Annotated in this window: 16 protein-coding genes; 15 read left to right on the top strand and 1 reads right to left on the bottom strand. The window is 41.2% G+C overall.

Annotation, left to right across the window (positions count from 1 at the left end; all coding sequences use genetic code 11):
- Positions 1 to 45: 45 nt before the first annotated feature.
- The 6 genes from IT084_RS02600 (at position 46) to IT084_RS02575 (ending at position 8,533) form a co-directional block, all read left to right on the top strand.
- Entirely contained in the window at positions 46 to 903 is an 858-nt protein-coding gene (locus IT084_RS02600; protein ID WP_313885406.1) for a tyrosine-type recombinase/integrase, read from the top strand.
- 585 nt (positions 904 to 1,488) lie between these two features.
- Entirely contained in the window at positions 1,489 to 1,653 is a 165-nt protein-coding gene (locus IT084_RS02595) for a helix-turn-helix transcriptional regulator (RefSeq protein WP_195710859.1), read from the top strand.
- Between the two features lie 94 nt (positions 1,654 to 1,747).
- Positions 1,748 to 3,463 (top strand): phosphoadenosine phosphosulfate reductase family protein, encoded by a 1,716-nt coding sequence (locus IT084_RS02590; protein WP_195710857.1) that lies wholly within the window; start codon positions 1,748 to 1,750, stop codon positions 3,461 to 3,463.
- Between the two features lie 19 nt (positions 3,464 to 3,482).
- Positions 3,483 to 4,370: a DUF4007 family protein gene (locus IT084_RS02585; protein WP_195710855.1), complete on the top strand. Its 888-nt coding sequence runs from the start codon at positions 3,483 to 3,485 to the stop codon at positions 4,368 to 4,370.
- A 15-nt stretch (positions 4,371 to 4,385) separates the two neighbouring features.
- Entirely contained in the window at positions 4,386 to 8,009 is a 3,624-nt protein-coding gene (locus tag IT084_RS02580) for a hypothetical protein (RefSeq protein WP_195710853.1), read from the top strand.
- Between the two features lie 14 nt (positions 8,010 to 8,023).
- Positions 8,024 to 8,533 (top strand): hypothetical protein, encoded by a 510-nt coding sequence (locus tag IT084_RS02575; RefSeq protein WP_195710851.1) that lies wholly within the window; start codon positions 8,024 to 8,026, stop codon positions 8,531 to 8,533.
- Between the two features lie 121 nt (positions 8,534 to 8,654).
- On the opposite strand, the gene IT084_RS02570 is transcribed toward IT084_RS02575, so the two are convergent.
- Positions 8,655 to 9,893, bottom strand: coding sequence for an IS110 family transposase (locus IT084_RS02570; protein WP_195710849.1), 1,239 nt, complete (start codon positions 9,891 to 9,893; stop codon positions 8,655 to 8,657).
- Between the two features lie 272 nt (positions 9,894 to 10,165).
- Between IT084_RS02570 and IT084_RS02565 the strand changes: the two genes are divergently transcribed.
- The 9 genes from IT084_RS02565 to IT084_RS02525 all read left to right on the top strand — a co-directional run.
- Positions 10,166 to 11,473 carry a DNA sulfur modification protein DndB gene (locus IT084_RS02565; protein WP_195710847.1) on the top strand — a complete coding sequence of 436 codons (1,308 nt, stop codon included), beginning with the start codon at positions 10,166 to 10,168 and terminating at the stop codon, positions 11,471 to 11,473.
- On the top strand, positions 11,466 to 12,620 hold the full coding sequence (locus IT084_RS02560; protein ID WP_195710845.1) for an aminotransferase class V-fold PLP-dependent enzyme: 1,155 nt from the start codon (positions 11,466 to 11,468) through the stop codon (positions 12,618 to 12,620). Before IT084_RS02565 ends, IT084_RS02560 begins: the two co-directional genes overlap by 8 nt.
- A gap of 3 nt (positions 12,621 to 12,623) precedes the next feature.
- On the top strand, positions 12,624 to 12,797 hold the full coding sequence (locus IT084_RS02555) for a hypothetical protein (protein ID WP_195710843.1): 174 nt from the start codon (positions 12,624 to 12,626) through the stop codon (positions 12,795 to 12,797).
- Positions 12,798 to 12,901: 104 nt separating this feature from the next.
- The gene (locus IT084_RS02550) at positions 12,902 to 15,106 is read left to right on the top strand and encodes a DEAD/DEAH box helicase family protein (protein ID WP_195710841.1); all 2,205 of its coding nucleotides are present in this window, start codon (positions 12,902 to 12,904) and stop codon (positions 15,104 to 15,106) included.
- On the top strand, positions 15,093 to 15,272 hold the full coding sequence (locus tag IT084_RS02545) for a hypothetical protein (RefSeq protein ID WP_195710839.1): 180 nt from the start codon (positions 15,093 to 15,095) through the stop codon (positions 15,270 to 15,272). Before IT084_RS02550 ends, IT084_RS02545 begins: the two co-directional genes overlap by 14 nt.
- On the top strand, positions 15,263 to 17,254 hold the full coding sequence (locus IT084_RS02540) for an AAA family ATPase (RefSeq protein ID WP_195710837.1): 1,992 nt from the start codon (positions 15,263 to 15,265) through the stop codon (positions 17,252 to 17,254). The genes IT084_RS02545 and IT084_RS02540 overlap by 10 nt, the downstream gene beginning before the upstream one ends.
- Positions 17,255 to 17,258: 4 nt before the next feature.
- Entirely contained in the window at positions 17,259 to 17,786 is a 528-nt protein-coding gene (locus tag IT084_RS02535; protein WP_195710835.1) for a hypothetical protein, read from the top strand.
- Between the two features lie 4 nt (positions 17,787 to 17,790).
- Positions 17,791 to 18,873 (top strand): sigma-70 family RNA polymerase sigma factor, encoded by a 1,083-nt coding sequence (locus tag IT084_RS02530; RefSeq protein WP_195710833.1) that lies wholly within the window; start codon positions 17,791 to 17,793, stop codon positions 18,871 to 18,873.
- A gap of 153 nt (positions 18,874 to 19,026) precedes the next feature.
- Positions 19,027 to 19,482: transposase (locus IT084_RS02525; protein WP_195710831.1), on the top strand; the 456-nt coding region annotated here is incomplete at its 3' end.

Raw genomic sequence — 19,482 nt, 5'->3', positions numbered from 1 at the left:
ACCTTAAGGGCGAATTTTTATTTCGCATAACGTGGAGGGATTTTTGTGGACGTTTTGGAAAAGTATAGAGACCACCTCCGCATGAAAGACTGTTCCGACTCCACCGTGAAAAATTATATCCGCCAGGTAGGATATTTTATCCGTTGGTGGGAAAACGTTGCGAATGAACCTTTTGATCTACCGGCGGTGACGCCTGCCGATGTTGCGGACTTCAAACGGCACCTGCTCGCCAGCGGTCGACGGCCCGCCACGGTCAACCTATGCGTGGAGGCGCTCCGGTCCTTCTTTTCCTGGGCGGTGGATGAAGGGTTGTGTGAATCGAACCCCGCCGGAGATGTGCGCCGTGTTAGAGAGCAGAACGCCGCCTGCAGGTGGCTTTCACGAAAGGAAATGGGGTCGCTTGCGCGGGCCGTCCAAAAATACGGCGGGCCGAGAGACCGGGCGTTTCTGGGTTTAATGACGCACGCCGGATTACGGGTATCCGAACTTGTTGGGTTAAAGACGACGGATATAGTGCTCCGGGATCGCAGCGGCTTTGTGAAGGTCTGGGGCAAAGGCACAAAATACCGGGAGGTGCCGCTCAACGTCACGGTCAGGAAAATGCTCCAGGAGTGGCTGGCCGTCCACCCCGGCGGGGAGTGGCTTTTCCCCGGCAGAAACGAAGGCCCCGTGACTGCCAGGGCGGTTCAAATCCGGCTGAAGGAACTGGGCAGGCTGGCAGGCGTCGAGGTCACCCCCCACCGGTTACGGCATACCTTCTGCAAGATGCTGGTGGATGCCGGGGAGAGCCTGGACCGGGTGGCAATGCTGGCCGGGCATGCAAATTTAAACACCACGGCCAGGTACACAAGGCCGGGGGCAGAAGATTTGGAGAGGGCCGTAGAGAAACTGGTGTGGGAGTAGTAATATAATAAGCATGTTTTTGGTGAGTCCCAGAGGGGAACATCTCCGGATTGGCACTAGGCGCAGAAGTAGCTTCGCAGCACGTTAAAAGGGCTGTTGTACAATATTTTGCCGACGGGGGTAGCCCTGCATGTTTTCGGAGCCGCCCGTCGATAACTAAACCAGCATTACAACCCTTAGTGCTGTCAAGGCCGCCGGTCTAGCGTCGTTAGGTTTGAATTCTCTTTATACCACGTAAGTCCACTGAAATAAGTTGATTTTTGGGATATAAACTTTAGTAATAGGGGGCTAAACCGGTCTAAGAATTTAGGGCATAACAGGATAGAGGTTGCTTATAGGTAATGTGCCGAAACACGTAGGGAGCTAAGGTAATTGCAATGGGGGAAACGTAAATACAGTCCATGTTTAATGTATAAGTAAATCCGGGAGTTTTATATTAGAATCGTTAAAAACCGAAAACCGTTTGAATGGAGCCAGGAATAAGTAATAATTAGCTACATAACTAAAATGAAGTAATACTATTTACTGTTCACTATTTTGGTATATAATGGATTTAATGTAATTTGTCGAATAGGAGAAACGTAAATGGCCATCCAATGTAATCTGTCAACTCTAATGGGACAAAGCCGTTATAATATTCAGGACGTGCATGAAAAGACCGGCCTTTCCCGTACTGCAATATCAAGCTTATATCATAACAATACGAATCGTTACGACCAGGAAACGCTAAGTAAATTGTGGAGTTGGTAATCTACTAGAATATTACGAGTCTAAACAGAAATCTTAACTATACTAACCACTTGTTGGACAGAACAAATGATAGAATGGAGGGGAGGTACGCGGGATGTGGTGCAGAAATTGCAACCGAGAAACAAACAGCGAAATGTGCGAGCTTTGCGGCGGTGCAACCGATGACAATCATCCTTTTGAGATTTACTGGTGCTGGGATTGCCGAGTGCCGCTTATTAAGGCAGCGGGCGCGGCAGATAAAAATTTCTGCCCCACTTGTGGAGGCAAAGCCACATATCTGTGTGCCGATTTGCGCCCCGTTTTCCCCGAAGAGCGTCTTTTGTTTGAGCTAATTACGGCTAAGCCTTTTGCGTATATTGAAAAAAGCGTATGGGCATCAAATAACCGCTATTATATTGACGGAAAGCCGAAAGCTGTTTCTCTGAGGACTTATAAAAAACACTCGCCGGAAGAAATTGGCAGGCTTTTGGAGCAATACCAGCCGGATAACAGCGATCTGCCCTTCAAACAGAATATCGGACGATTTGTGCAGTCTAACAAGGTACGGCTTGACTTCCTGTTTGACGAAGCCTGCACCTTTATTATAGAAAGTGCAAAAGATTACCCTCGCGAGAATATCATACTTTCTTTTTCAGGCGGGAAAGATTCGACTGTGACGGCGGATTTGGTGGTTCGCGCCCTGGGTGATCCAAGCCTAGTATATATTTTTGGCGACACCACGCTTGAATTACCGATGACTCTGGAATATGCGGCAAGGTTTCGCCGGAACAATCCTAAAGCCATATTTAAGACGGCGAAGAATAAAGATCAAGACTTTTATGAGGTTTGCCAGGACATAGGCCCGCCTGCCCGTATGTTACGCTGGTGCTGTTCCATGTTTAAGACCGGCCCTATTACCCGTGTATTGAATAATCTATATCGAAATAAAGGTATTTTATCATTTTATGGGATACGTAAGTGCGAATCAGTTGCCCGGAGCAAGTATAATCGTATTGAAGATGACGCCGAATCCATCAAAATCCAAAAACAGAAGGTCGCTTCCCCGATTTTCTATTGGAAGGACATTGACATCTGGCTTTATATATTTAGCAATAATATTGACTTTAACGACGCTTACCGTTTGGGATATGATCGGGTAGGCTGTTGGTGCTGCCCGAATAATAACGAACGGGCGCAGTTTCTTACCGCAATTTATATGCCGGAACAGGTAAAGAAATGGCGGGAGTTTTTAGTGAGCTTTGCCCGTTCCATCGGCAAGCCGGATGCTGAAGATTATGTTGACACAGGTAAGTGGAAGGCCCGGCAGGGCGGTAATGGCCTTGCTGCCGCCGAGGATGTGAAAATTCGTTTTACCAATTGCACCACAGAGGACTACGCAAAAGTTTACAGTCTTAATAAGGCAATAAACGAATCTTTTACTGAGTTGTTTATTCCCTTTGGCCGACTAGCACCCGAGCTTGGGCGAAAACTCATTGGCGAGATCATTGTTGTCGATGTAAAAACGAATATCCCTGTTTTAGCTATACAACCGTTTTCGCAGGATGGCTACGAGCATGCGGTCAAGGTGAAAACTTTGAATGTAGCCAGTCATGACGATTTACAGCGCATGGTTAGTTATCAGATTAAAAAATATAACGCCTGCCGGAGATGCCTCAAGTGTGAATCGCTATGCTCAAGTGGTGCGATCTCTATAGTTGGTGGCGTTTACCATATTGACGAAAATAAATGTATCCACTGTAAGAAGTGCGTGACCGCTAAGTATTTGGAAGGCGGCTGTCTAATGGAAAAATATTTACGGACGAAAGTATAGTGGATTGGAGTGCGACGAAATGAGATTCAGAGCACATGACACTTTTTTCATTAGAAAAGGTTGGCTAAATAAAGGCATGAGAAACGTGCAGTATGAGCCCGGCGTTTTTATGGGTGCGGCGGGAAATCCAATGGATGTTCTTGGTATTGGCGCCAATATGGTCAAGGCGCTCCGCTATTGGCTTCAAGCGGTCGGCCTGACCATAGAGTCGAAGGGTGGCAGACGCACCCAGAAGCTTACACCACTTGGCGAAATTGTATTTCATAATGATCCATACACCGAAGAAATTGGAACATTGTGGCTTTTGCATTACAGACTTGCCACCAATAAGACAGATGCGACGGCGTGGTATTTCTTTTTTAATGAGTTCCGTCCAATGGAGTTTACCCGAGACGATTTTGTTTTGCAGCTCAGCAACTATATTCGTATGCAGGGGGAGGAAATATCTACCCGTTCACTTGAGGATGACTTTAATTGTATCATTAATACTTATGTGCCCCGCATCAAGTCAAATCCCCAAAAGGTGCAACCTGAGAGCAACATCGATTGTCCTTTAGGCGAATTAGGACTTATTGATATTGTAAATAAGAAGCAGCGGATATACAAGAAATGTACTCCTAAAAGGAATAGCATCCATCCATTGATCTTACTTGCGGTCATTTTGGACCAGTCTGGGGGTAAAAAAGAGATACGGATTTCAGCGTTACAAAATGAACTGTGCAATGTGGGAAAGGTATTTAACCTAAATATCATTTCACTCACGCACTTACTAACCAGAATTGAACACATGGGGTTAATTAAGGTAATCAGAACGGCAGGGCTTGACGTTATCCGAATTGAAACTGACATGGAGTTTCTTGATTGTGTCGATGCCTATTACGCATCGATTAATCAGTTAATGCCGTAGGCAGGAGATGAAAGAATGGACAAACTGGAAATAACGGTTGCCAGAGGTTTTCAAACATCTGTCAATATCGCTTATGATTTATATAATGATGATAAAGTAAGAAGTTTCATTCCCACCATGTCATCGCTAGATGTAATAGAGGATGTGCTTCTAAGCACTAAACCTGGTTCCACCCAAAGGGCGCGCATACTGATCGGCGCGTATGGAAGAGGCAAATCGCATATCGTCCTCGTTTTGATTTCGCTGCTTTTTAAAAAGGACGCTACATTGTTCACTGCCCTGCTTGAAAAGATGAAGGCTCATAATCCCGAGTTGTGCGATTATGCGGAGGAATATATCAAGAGCGACAAGGCGCTGTTGCCCATCATCGTTAGTGGAAGCAGCGCAAGCCTTACGCAGTCGTTTTTAACCGCTTTGGAACAATCACTAAAAGCGAATAATCTTGAAAATCTGATGCCGGAAACCAATTTTAAGGCATCTATCAACACTATCGAAAACTGGAAAGAAAACTATCCGCAGACCTATAAGCAGTTCGTGAAAAAGCTTGGTGAACCTGTAGACGATTTCATCCTGTCCCTAAAAGAATACGATGTTCGGTCGTATGAAAAGTTTGAAAAACTGTATCCCGACCTTACATCGGGCAGCACTTTTAACCCTTTCCTTGGTTTTGATGTTGTTGAACTGTATGAAGCCGTGGTGAATAGGCTAAAGGAACACGGCTATGATGGCGTGTATATCATTTACGACGAGTTTAGCAAATACCTTGAGGCAAGTATTGCTAACGCCACCATCAGTGACGTCAAACTCCTTCAGGATTTTGCAGAAAAGTGCGACCGCAGCGGGTCTAAGCAAATGCACCTGATGCTCATATCACACAAAGATATCGCCAACTACATCGACGATAAGTTGCCCAAAGATAAAGTGGACGGCTGGCGGGGTGTTTCCGGGCGGTTTAAGCACATTAATCTTCACAATAACTTTTCGCAGATGTATGAGATCATATCGGCGGTTATCAAAAAAGAACCTGACTATTGGACAAGGTTTTGCAAAAAGAACAGGGAAAAATTCGATGATATGAAATTGCGGTTTGTAAAAAGTGACCTGATTGATGCCGTAGATGCTGATACTGCCGTCATGGGCTGTTACCCCTTGCACCCGGTTTCAACTTTTATTTTGCCGAGATTGTCCGAGAGAGTAGCGCAGAATGAGCGTACCTTGTTCACCTTCCTGTCAGCCGAGCAAAAGCATACTCTTTTAGCATTCTTGCAGTCTGCTGAGGACGATTTTCCGTTACTTACACCGGATTACCTTTATGACTATTTTGAACCGCTCCTGCGAAAAGAAGCGTGGACAACGGATATTCATAAGCAGTACAAGCTAACGGAAACTGTCCTCAGACGGGTCGAACAGAATTCTCTTGAAGCGAAAATCATTAAAACAATTTCGCTTATTTACATCATTGAACAGTTTGAAAAACTGCCGCCTATCTGTGATGTGATTATTGATACGTTCCGTGACAGCATGGATAATATTGAACGGATCAGCAGGGCGTTGTCCAATCTGATTGAAAAGGATTGTATTGTTTACCTAAAACGCAGTAATAATTACCTTAAGCTGAAAGAGAGCAGCGGTGTTGATATTAAAAGCGAAATTAAAAAAATGATCGAGAAGACCGAGCACACCATGAGTGTAACAAAGATTCTCAATGAGTTCGCTTTTGACAGCTTTATGTACCCTACCGGGTACAATGACGAACATGAAATAACACGGTATTTCAATTTTACCTTTATCAGTAGCTCAGACTTTTTTAATGTGGAAGATTGGAATGATAAGTTAAAACGCGACGGCTCTGATGGCACGGTCTTTGCTATTGTCCCTCGAAATAAAAGTGAGATAGAAAGTATTGTTGCATCGATTGCTGATGGAAATTGTAATCATAACCGAGCGGTTTTTGCGGTTCCTACTGATTATGTCGACATTGAGAAGATGGCCTATGAGTATCACGCAGTATTGCAGCTTAAAACGCAGGTTGTAGATGACGAACTGCTTTCTGATGAATATGACATTTACATTGAGGACTTGGAAGAAGTCATCGGCAGCTTCATTGATTCATATATGCGACCAGAGTTAGGCGGCGTTGAATATTATTATATGGGGAAAAAACAAGCCATTTCCCGCAAGGCGCAAATTTCCATGCTACTTTCCTATATATGCGAATCTAACTATCCTCATACGCCAATTATCAATAACGAGTCGATTAACAAGAATATCCTGCCTACAACCGCAATCAACAGCCGGACGAAGCTTGTCGCCAGTTTGCTCGAAAACGACCTTGAAGCCAACCTAGGACTAAGTGGCACTGGGCAGGACGTATCTTTCATGAGAAGTACATTGATCCAGACTGGCGTACTTTGCGACGCCGATACCGTACCTTATATCAACTTAGAGCCGGAGGATGCGAATCTGCGGTATGTGCTTGCAATAATACAGGAATTTTTTGTTGGCCCGGAGCGTGTAGGCGAGCAGTGCTTCAGCGAGTTATACGATACTCTGACACTCCCGGAACATGGTATCGGCATGAAAAAAGGCGTTATCCCTATCTATATAGCTGCTGTGCTTCACCAGCATAAGAAGAGTCTTGTTATAAAAAACCGGGATAGAGAAGTCAAAATCACTGCCGATATCCTCAACAGCATCAATGAAAAACCTGAGGATTTCTCGGTTATCCGTGTAGATTGGGACGCGGAAAAGACGAGGTATATGTCCGAACTCGAGGATATATTCAGGGATTACGTTGTGGAAAAAGAAAAAATCTACAATAGTTTTTCCTATATCGTTCTCGCCATGAACCGATGGTTTGTCGCGCTACCTAAATACGCAAAGGAGATGACCGAAGTCTATTATGTTAAAGCCGATAAACCCATGGTTAAGGCTATATCGAAAGAACAGAGGAAGTTTATCAACAGTCTGAAATTTGCTGACAATAATGCGCGTGAATATTTGTTTGAGAAAATACCGTCATTCTTTGGATTGAGAGAATTTTCTCCGACCATTGCTAACAGTATTAGGAAAACAAAAAAAATCTACGATTCTGCTATTTCCGAATTAATAAAGGTTCTTGCGGTTGATGTGAAAACCATGTTTGGCGGTGGCTCGAAACCTAATGCTAGCTTGACTTCTGTTATCAAGGATTGGGTAGAGCAACTTGACGAGGCAACCATGCGATACCTTTTTCCTAACAACGAAAATAGCATTTTAGAGTTAATGAATACCATTACAAATGACGAGTCGGTGTTTATCAAACGCCTAGGGAAAGCGGTGACCTCACTACGGATAGAGGATTGGAATGCAGGTACAATAAAAAGCTTCCTGTCCGAGCTGAAAAACTTTAAAGAAACCATTGAGAACTTTAATACGCAAAGCCAAAATGACAGTACACCTAAGTCTGATTATTACAAATTTGCTTTCGTTTCAAAAGATGGCAGGGAAATTGTCCGCACATTTGCAAAAACCGAATACAGCCCAAAAGCAAAGCTCCTTTTAAACGAAATTACAAGTAACATGGAAGAATATGGTCAGGCGCTTTCCAAGCGGGAAAAACGACAAGTTCTCATTGAATTACTTGAAAGATTGTGTTAGGAGGAAGTCCTCGCATGGAAATGCTTGATATGTGCAATAAAATGAGATCGCATAAACTAACTTTTTTACTAAATCCGGATGGCGAGTGGGATTCATTTGACTCAAATTACGAACGTATCTTGAATAACAATTGGCAAGAAGTGAAGTTTCTTAATGAAGATGGTAATCAACTAAGTGATGAAATTAATAATATTCCAAATGACATAGGTGGAATTTATACATTTATTATTAAGCCTAATATCATTAATGGTGTTCATTTATATATTGTCTATATTGGAAGAGTTCAATTAACACCTAAGCAAAATTTAAGAAAAAGAATAAAGGAGTACTTCTCAGATACTCGCCCTCGAATTGTTTTAATGAGAGAAACATGGGGTAAATACTTATATGTTAGATATTTACCTCTTACAGACAACGCTCAAATAAGGGGGTTAGAACAAGAGTTGATAAGAGTAATCCTTCCCCCATGTAACGATAAATATCCTGGAGTGTATAATTTAGCAGCAAAAGCTGCTTTTGCATAAAGAAAGGAAGTATAAGTCTGAAACCACACCTGCGATTGGTATAACCTAAAAAAGGGTATAGCAAACAAACCATCCATGGGACAGTTTTTGAAAAAATGAATAGTGACAACTTTTGATACTATCAACCCTTAATTACTGAGTACCCATGCCTTTGAGCTATTAAAATAGCTTGCTCTACAGTGATTTTGCGGGTTTGAGGCATGATTTCCGCCTTTTTGTAGAGTTCGGCGTTGTAAGGTTCACCCTTCTTAAGGATGTGATATATGGCGGTAAGTAGCATTCGTGCAATAGCTATAATAGCACGCTTGTGGCCACGTCGCTTTTTAATGGATAAATAGCGGCTCTTGATTTCAGGGTGTTTATCACTTTTAACAACAGCGTTGGCGCATTGTACTAAAAGTGGTTTGATATAAACACCGGCACGAGATATGCGTACAGAATGTTTTTTGCCCGCACTCTCGTTGTTTTGAGGAGTCACCCCTGCCCAGGAACACAAGTGTTTGGCTGTAGGGAACACAGACATATCAACCCCGATTTCTGAGATTATAGCGATGGCAGAAAAGGGATTTTTAATACCTGGTACAGTGGACACTAAGGCACGTTCCTTGGCATAAGGCTCCGACAGCGAAAGGATCAAGGATTCAAGATTGGACTTGCACTTTTCCAATCCGTCGTAATGCTGAAGGATAATATTCATTTTTTGCTGTTGCTCGGGTGTAATCACCCCGTCTAAAGCAAGGCGGATCTTATCTACCTTATCCAGCATGGATGGGTGAAGAAGAGGAACAAAATCGAAATCCTTATCATCAGGATTTTCAAGCAAGTAGTCAATGATTCTCATTGAACTCTTGCCGAAAGTATCAGATACCACGTTGGCAAGCTGGATATTTGATACAGTAAGACAATTTTGAATCCGGTTCTTCTCGCTGGACTTAAAGTTTATGAGCTTAAAACGGTAACGCATTAAATCACGCAATTGACGAATTGGAAGGGGCGGCATAAAGCTTCCAGCAACGAGGTCGTGCTTAAACAGGTCAGCAATCCATTTGGCATCCTTTTTATCGGTTTTTTTGCCGCGAATCGCCTTGACGTACTTTGGGTGGGCCAGGGTGATTTCACAGGTGGCTTCCAAAATATTGTACACAGGTATCCAATACTTGCCGGTGGATTCCATACAAACATGTGTGCAGGAATTAGAGGAAAGCCATCCCGACAGTTTTCGCAAATCGTTGGTGAAGGTAGAAAAGCGACTGGACTTGTAAGTGGTAACCCCTTTGTCGTTGGTAAAAGCAATACAGGCAACAAGGAACTTTTTGTGGACATCAATTCCACAACAAATTGGGTAAACAATTTTTAACATCAAAGTCTCCCTTCGCGAAAAATTATTGAGAAAAGCAGGCATTGACTGACTGTCCAGCTATAAACGAGTTGTTTATACAAAGATAAGTCTTCGTGCTCTGAAGGCACACTTATTTGTGCTTGAAAGAACAGTCTACACATATAAAAATACGGTCTACTCCCAAAGGAGCAGCGCACTCACCTCCACGTGATTTGTAGTTGCCTGTAAATCTCAACAAGATAGTTTTAAAATAAAATAAGCTCAAAAGCAACGGTTTCATGCCGTTTTGTGCCTTGAGCAAAGCGAAAGGAATGATTATAAAGATGAAAATACCAGCTATACGGGCACAAATTGGTACATGGATATACTATGTCGCAACACTTACATTTAAAGAAGTTGCAACATATGTTAAGCGTGTAGATAGCGAGCTTCATAGATCTGAATTGTTGCAGGATATGCTTCAAAGGAGCATCACAAGTAATTACAAAAGCATAGCTAGCTATATTGAAAATCAAGAAGAGCGTTTCTTTAATGCCCTTATTCTCGCCGTCTATGATGGAGAACCAGTTTGGCACGAAGTGCGTTTAGAATATGATGATGGTGATGAATTTTATAATTTGGGAATTCTTGAGCTAAATGGTGAAGAAAAAATTTTTCCTGTCGATGGGCAACATCGTGTGGAGGGAATTAAAAAAGTGCTTGAAGAAAGTAGAAAATATGATGATGAAAAAATTCCAGTCGTTTTTATTGGTCACAAGACAGATGCCGAAGGAATGCAAAGGTCGCGAAGATTATTTAGCACCCTAAATAGGTATGCAAAACCTGTATCCATGCGAGATATAATTGCTTTGGATGAAGATGATGTTGTAGCCATAGTATCCAGGGATTTAATAGAATCTCACCCCTTGTTTGCAAATGGTAGAGTGTTAGATTCTAAAACAAAAGCTATTCCGGATAGCAACACGAGTGCCTTTACTACAATCATTGCTTTTTACGAGTGCAACAAAGAACTTCTTTGGTTATTTATAAAAGACATAGATGTTCTTAATATTGAAGGTAATAAAGTTAGAGGGAGAGCAAAGATAAAGGAATATATTCGTATTAGACCTACTGATGAAGATATTAATAAATTTAAAACTATATGCCAGTCCTTTTGGGGTGATCTTATAAACTGTTTTACAGCTTTATATGATTATTCTTTAATGGATATACCAGACTCGCGTGAATACAGGAATCGGAATGGTGGTCTATTACTATTTAGGCCTGTTGCCTTAATACCTTTTGTTCGCGCCACGGTTCGAGTTGTCCAAAGTAAAGGCACTTCGTTTAGGGAGGCTTTTAGTCAGTTCCCAAGTCAATTATTACATCTAAATAATACTATATGGAGAAATATTTTGTGGAATGCTGATAAAAGAACCATGATTATGAATAATAAAACTCTAACTGAACGTATTTTGATTTACTTTTGGGATCGTGCCATTCTAACAGATAAAGAATTGATTGATATGAAAGAAGATTTGAGGAGTCTAAGGCAACTAAGTGATATGCATGATGTTGAAGATTTATTAGATTCAGCAATAGAGGTTCATTCCAATGAATAATGTTGCTTACTTTGACAACGCCGCAACTACTTTTCCGAAACCGGAAGCTGTATATACTTTTATGGATGGATTTTACCGTGAGTGTGGTGTTAATGTGGGGCGTGGTCAACATAAGTTGGCTGCAAAAGCAAGCGCATTAGTTGAGGAAACACGAAGCCTTATTTTAAATATGCTCCATTGCCCCAATAAAAAGGTTGTATTAACGCACACGGCGACGGAAGCCCTAAACATCATATTGCGCGGTGTTCCACTGGCCGACAAACAAAACGTCTATATTTCACCGTTTGAGCATAACGCCGTCACAAGGGTGTTGGCGCATTTGCAAGAACATTACGATATATCGTTGCATCAGTTGGCTGTAGATAAGAAAACTCTTTCGTACGATCTGGAAGAGATCAAAGACCAGTTTTCCGAAAATAAACCAAGCCTTATTGTTATAAGTCACGCCAGTAATGTTTGCGGTTTATTAGCCCCCATCTATGAAATATGTGACATGGCAAAGGGATATGAATCGATTACTGTAATTGATATGTGTCAAACAGCAGGTCTTGTGGATACAGATTTAAGCTGTGATATCATTGATTTCGCTGTGTTCGCCGGCCATAAGACCATGTACGGCCCGTTGGGCGTGGCAGGCTTTGTTACAAATGGCAGAATCACTCCCGCACCAATCCTTTATGGCGGCACCGGGGTGGATTCCGCGAACCAAAGCTTGCCAGAAACGATTCCTGAAAGGTATGAGGTTGCCAGCCCGAATATTATGGCAATTGCAGGTTTAAACGCTGCAATTAAGTGGTTGAATGAAACGGGCATCGATAATGTATTCCAACGTGAGAAAAAAAATCATGAAACCCTGCTTTCAATTCTACAACAATATTCTAATGTGAAGATAATTGGCGGTGGCCGTGTGGATGGAATGATCGGTGTTGTATCTTGCGTCTTTGACGGGTATAGCAGTGATGATGTAGGGCGTGTGTTGAGCAATTGCAATGTCGCCGTGAGGACTGGCCTGCATTGTGCTCCGTTTGCCCACAGGTTTTTAGGAACATTTCCAGCCGGAACCGTTCGATTTAGTGTGAGTTACTTTAATAATGAAGAAGATTTTACCAAGTTAGACCATGCGTTAAGCCTAATAGCGGAAGGGTAGCCTATGCGCGAAGCGGAGTTTAAAAAATATTTTCATGCGGATACCAATATAACGTGTAAAGATAAGACAGTGCAGATGAGGATGACCAAAACGAAGAAGATTGAGCAACACTTTAATGTTTCTCTTGATTCTATTGTTGCCGAAAATAACAAAATTTTTGATCATTTTCGCGCATAAAGAAGAATTGAGTGATATCAACGGCACGTTTTCCAACGCTTTATGAAAATATTACGGATATGAGTTTACAATTGTCCGATTACCGGAGTTAGTGAGGTGTGACATTGGGATTAAAAGATGTTGAGATAAAAAACGAATATCGCTCTCTGATCGATAAAGTGGCGCAGGAATTTTATATCCCGTTATTGCAACATGCTATTTCCTACAAACGGGCGGTTGGGTTCTTTTCATCTTCCATACTTGTGGAAATTTCAAAAGGGATTTCTGCGCTTGTTAAAAACGGTGGATCGATTCAGCTTGTGGCATCACCCTACCTTTCGGATGATGATATTGAGGCGATCCGTACAGGTTATGCTTTGCGAGATAGTATCATTAAATCTTCGGTACTACGCCAATTGAAGGACCCGAAAACCCCATTTGAAAAAGAACGGCTGAACATGTTAGCCAACCTGATTGCAGATGGCATCTTGGATATAAAAATAGCTTTCACTGAGGATGAAAGCAAAATGGGCATGTACCATGAAAAGATGGGAATTATCAGCGACGGTATGGGAAATAAAGTAGCGTTCTCGGGCTCCATGAACGAGTCAGCCAACGCTTTAAACGCGAATTATGAAACGATTGACGTATTCTGCTCATGGAAGAGTGAGCACGAAAATGAGCGTGTTAAGGCGAAAGAAAACGCATTCACAGCAATATGGAACAACAGCGAGCCAAATATAAGAATTATTGAGTTTCCCGAATTGAAACAGGAGATCATTGAACGTTATAAAAACGCGCCACCTAATTTTAATATAGATAAAGAAGAATTTGAAAGCCTGCTTATAGGTAAAGACAAGAAAAAAACAAAACGTTTGGGCGCGGTTATTCCTGAATCTGTTACGTTGCATGATTATCAGAAAGAAGCTATCGAAGCCTGGGCGCTAAACGGCTTTCGGGGCATTTTTGATATGGCGACAGGTACGGGTAAAACCTTTACAGGGCTTGGAGCTGTGGCGCGTTTGTGCGAAGAAACGGACAATCATCTTGCTGTTGTCATTGTTTGCCCTTATCAACACTTGGTTGAACAGTGGGTTGAAGATATTGAGCTTTTCGGTATGAAACCTATTATCGGATACAGCGCATCAAACCAAAAGGATTGGAAAGCCCGGCTTGAAAATGCTATTCGGGATCAAAAATTAAAGGTGAGAAACCGAGAGTTTTTTTGTTTCGTCTGTACAAACGCGACCTTTTCATCCCCTTATGTACAATCCCAAATTGCTAAAATCCGTGGTGATGCTCTTCTAATGGTGGATGAAGCGCACAATTTTGGCGCCGAAAATTTGAGCAGGCTACTTTCTGATAAGTTTAATTATCGATTAGCTCTGTCTGCGACCATAGACCGCCATAACGATGCGGAAGGTACGCAGCGCATCAGAGACTATTTCGGACAAAAGTGTATCGAGTATACTCTCGAACGAGCTATTGAGGAAAATAAATTAACAAGATACAAATATTACCCAGTAATCTGTACCTTAAATGAAGCAGAGTTGCAACGTTATAACGAGCTTACTTATGAAATCGGAAAATGCATTATCAATGATAAGCGGGGGAAAAAAAGACTTAATGAAAAAGGTAAAATTCTCGCATTAGCCCGAGCGCGGCTAATTGCTGGGGCTGAAGATAAAATAACAAAGCTTGAAGAGAAAATTAAACCGTACATCAATAGTAATCGCATTCTTGTTTATTGCGGCGCGACCAAAATTTTGCAATCTGGACAAGATTCTACCGAAATAGATGATGACGATATCCGGCAAATTGACGTTGTAACTGACTTATTGGGTAACAAACTTAACATGAAGGTTTCACAGTTTACATCAAAAGAAGATATTGCTGAACGAGCCATTCTGAAGCGGGAATTTTCAGAGGGTAATACATTACAGGTTTTAATTGCCATAAAATGTCTGGATGAAGGTGTTAATATTCCAAAGATCAGTACGGCCTTTATACTTGCAAGTACCACCAATCCAAAGGAGTATATACAGCGTAGAGGGCGTGTTCTTAGGCTTGCTGAAGGAAAGGAATTTGCGGAAATCTATGATTTTATCACCCTGCCATATGGATTGGACGATGTTTACTCTCTGACTGAAAGCCAGCTCAAAAAAACAATGAGCCTCGTGAGAAACGAATTATCTAGAGCGGAGGAATTTGCCCGGCTTGCTATGAACATGATAGAAGCCCAAAACGTATTAGACGGTATTAAAGAAGCGTACGTGATTAATGATAATATAATTACTTTTGAGGAGGAGTTTGAATATGACGGATGCTGAAACGAAAATCATAAATGGTGTTGAGATTGACCTTAAGAAGGCAAATCGGATGTTAAAAAGGCTGATTGTTAAAGAAACCACGAATATCAAAACAAAGCGTTATAATGATAGTGAAATGGCGAAACAGATTAAAAAGATAATCGAGGAGGAAGTGGAATGTTATTAAAGAATCTCCGATTGACTAATTTTCGTCAATTTAAAGGCGAACAATTAATTTCCTTCTCAACCTATCCGGATAGAAATGTAACGATTATCATGGGGGAAAACGGCTCAGGCAAAACGACGCTGGCACAGGCGTTTACTTGGTGCTTATATGGTGACACTGACTTTGAGGACAAGTCCATGCTATCAAAGGCTGTTGCACTGAATATGCTACCAGATGAAGAAGCGTCTGTAAGGGTTGAACTGGATCTGGTACATAACGGTATAGAATATACGATTATCCGTGAGCAGAAATATTCCAAGGATTCTTCGGGCAACCTTCGCAGACCGAGCCAAACGACTTTTAAGATTGCCTTTAAAGGGGCGGACGGGCAACGTGAGTTTGTGCCTGATTTGGAAACTGAAATACGAATGAAAGAAATACTGCCAAAAGAGTTGTCTAAGTATTTCTTTTTTGACGGCGAGCGGATTGAAAAAATGAGTAAAGAAATCCGGCGTGGTAAGAGTAAGGAATTTGCCGAGGCGGTTAAAAGCCTTCTTGGGTTAAGCGCATTTACCGCTGCACTCAATCACTTAAAAAGTCGTTCCCCATCATCGGTTATCCGCAGTTACGATAACAGTTACGATGCTGGAAGTGATGTTAGAATCGCGCAATACACTAAAGAGATTGATGAACTTGATGATAAAATTGATGCTATAACCAGGCGTTTAGCTGAGATTGATAAAGAAGAAGCTATCGCGCAGGATAAGTGCGATGAACTTAAAGAGAAAATTGTTAAGTTTAAGGATAGTGAGGATTTAGCAAAGGAACGTGAAGCCCTTCGCAAAAAACTAAACGGTCTGATTTCTTCAAAAGCATCTTCAACCGCTGTCCTTCTGCGTACATTTAATAATAATGCTCAACAATATTTTGCTAAGAAAATGATGAAAGACGCGCTCCAACTTTTGTCCGAAGCCGATAAACTTGATAAAGGAATCCCTGATATACATGAAAGAACTATCAAGTTTCTCATTGACCGTGGCTCTTGTATTTGCAATAACAAGATCGAGTTTAATAACGATGCTTACAAAGCGCTTATGAAAGTGTTGGAGTATATCCCACCTCAATCTCTAGGTAGCCTAATTGGTCAGTTCGTTCGAGATTGTGAGTCGAAAAGTAAAGGTGGAAGTTCGCTTTTTGAGGACATAAGTGAACAATATAGAATTATAAGGAACTTTGAGACGGATTATGCTGATGTTGAAAATAAAATTAAGCTTATAGAAGAGCGGCTTGTAAACATGGAAAATGTAGGCTTATTACAAAAAGAATTAATTAATTACGAACGTCGTTTAAATTATCTAAAAAAGGAGCGGGATGAATTAAACATAGAACAAGGTAGCTATGAAACTCAAAAAAAGCTCAAAATCGCTGAGCGTAAGGAATTGACTTTGAAAGACGAAGCCAACCGCAAGATAGAGGTCTATAAGGCCTATGCACAATATATGTACGATGTACTTTTGGACGAATACACACAAAAAGAAACAGAAACCCGCAATCAGCTCCAAAAAACGGTTAATGGGATTTTTAAACATATTTATAACGGTGGGCTAGCCCTCTCTTTGGATGAAAACTATAATGTCAACATTATCGTAAATGATTTTAGGGGGTATAACTCCGATGTTGAAACCTCAACAGCTCAGAGCATATCGGTGATTTTTGCCTTTATCGCAGGTGTTATCAAAATGGCGAGAGACAGTCAAAACGATGAAAACGAAATGCTTGTCTCAGAGCCGTATCCGCTTGTGATGGATGCTCCCCTTTCTGCTTTCGATAAGACTAGGATTCAGACTGTTTGCGATATATTGCCGAAGGTTGCGGAACAGGTCATCATTTTTATTAAAGATACCGATGGCGAACTAGCTGAAACCCATATGGGGCAACAGGTCGGGGCTCGCTATCTGTTTGATAAGAAAAATGAGTTTGAAACCTATTTAGTAACGAGGTGAGGATATGTTTGATAAAGAGTATTCTTTTAGAGGAAGCCATGCTGCTAAAGTAATTAAATTAACCGCTTCATTTGATCAGAAGAATAATAAAGTTTTTGCCCGTAACTTTGATGTTTATTTGCTTGCACCAATTGTTGGTTTTATGTACGGGAGAAGTGCTCCGATAGACAGAGAAAACAATGAAAAAACTGATATATTTCCTGATATTTTAATAAAAAATAAGAATGACCTTATGTTTAATTACAGGCTTATTATGCTGCTTGATAAAGATTATGAACCTGATTTTGATGAACGCATCAATAAAGCGTTTCGTTATTATGGCACTGAAAAAGCGCAGCCTGATGAGGAGCGATATGATTCATATGTTCGTGGGGGTGTAGATGTTCTTTATGAGAAAATAATGGAAGGAGCTAAAAAACCCGATGATTATCTGAAAAATCTTTATGACTTCATAGAAGAATTTGAGGAGCGCTATAACAGTAGTGTTTCTACAGATAGTATATTAAACCTGTGCAAATTGGCAAGAAGCTAAAGCGATGGACTTTTTAAAACAGGCTCTAATCGAAAAGGCCATTTCAGAGTATGTAAAAAGGGGATATGTCACGGAAGATTTTATCCTTGATTTAGTCGGGGAATATGACTTGCCATTAAGCGAGATTAGCCGTGTCTGCGAACATCTTGTAGCTAAAGGTATCATAATACGTGATAATAATGTTCATGATACGAATTCTTATGATAAGGATTACAGTCAAATAGACTATAACCAAACCTTTAATGAAGTTGTTACCATAGATGAGGGCCTTACCGTTTTTATTGATTACGTTAGGAACATCCAACCCCCGCAGTGGCGGGAGGCACAATACTTATTACCACTAGCCAAAAATGGAAATCCATACGCAAAACAGCGTATAATTGAAATGTATATGCGGATTGCAATTCGGATTGCTCTTAGCTTTCATAAAAAATATGGCTTTCCCCTTGCCGATACGATACAAGAAAGTTGTTTAGGTCTTATGATAGCGCTCGATAAATACGAACCTGATTCCCATGATAAATTTTCTACATACTTCCCCTGGTGGATTAGGCAAGTTATAGTACGAGAACTTTCAGTTGGTAATCCAATATTTTATTTTCCTGCACATGTAAGCGAACGCCTATTAGTTGTGTATAAAGTTAAGGAAAATCATTATTGTATTCAATGTGAAAATGGTAGTATATGCACTGCTCTTGTCTTTGAGGTAGTAAATAAGTTAAAATGTCCGGAAGATGAAGCGTTACAACTCATCCAATATATTGAGCCTTATGATAGCATTAAACAACTAACTGATAAAAATGAATTATTATTTTGTGATCATGGTGTTTTCGAAAGTGAAATGTGTGATTATATAGAGAATAGCGAATTCCGTTCAATAATAGCTGATGTAATTGATTCGTTGAGTTTTCGCGAAAAAGAAGTCTTACAATATCGATTTGGGTTCCTTAATAATGAACCGATGACCCTTGAACAAATCGGTGGTATTTTGGGGTTGACAAGAGAACGTATTCGACAAATCGAAGCAAAAGCCATAAATAAATTGCGACATCCAAGTAGAATTAAGGTACTAAAAAACTTTTATTGATTAATTATCATAATCTCTACAATAAAATTTCTTAGGACTTGCTGAACGAAACAAAAACCCAACAAAATCAAGGATTTAGGAGCATATTTGTCGAAATAAAGTGCATGGAAAATGCGGTAAATGCTGCAAAAACCGTGCACTTGGAGGAAAAATATGTTCCGCAGAATAGAAAATCAATATTATCTCGAAGAATTCAATTTGCCCCTCGAAGGCAAATTACGAGCCGATAACCGCTGGGTAAAACTGGCTAAAATGATTCCTTGGGACAAAATCGAAGAACGCTATGCCAATCTTTTCCCCAGCAACCGTGGCCAGGTGGCCAAACCCGTCCGAATGGCACTTGGCGCTTTAATCATCAAAGAAAAATGCGGCTTCAGCGACCGTGAAACAGTGGAGCAGATCACCGAAAACCCATACCTGCAGTACTTTATCGGCCTTAAAGAATACCAGGACCGGCCACCATTTGACCCATCCCTGATGGCCCATTTTCGCAAGCGTTTCGGTGCCGAAGCCCTACAAGAAATCAACGAAGAAATCTGCCGTGCCGCCAAGGAAGCTGATAAGAAAAATGACGATGATAAAAAGCCCAAGCCGCCCATGGGTGGCAAT

The organism is Desulfallas sp. Bu1-1 (assembly GCF_015594625.1).
In the GTDB taxonomy this organism is placed as follows: domain Bacteria; phylum Bacillota; class Desulfotomaculia; order Desulfotomaculales; family Desulfallaceae; genus JADNRQ01.
The sequence above is the reverse complement of the archived record's forward strand: the minus strand, read 5'-3'. Positions and strand labels throughout refer to the sequence as shown.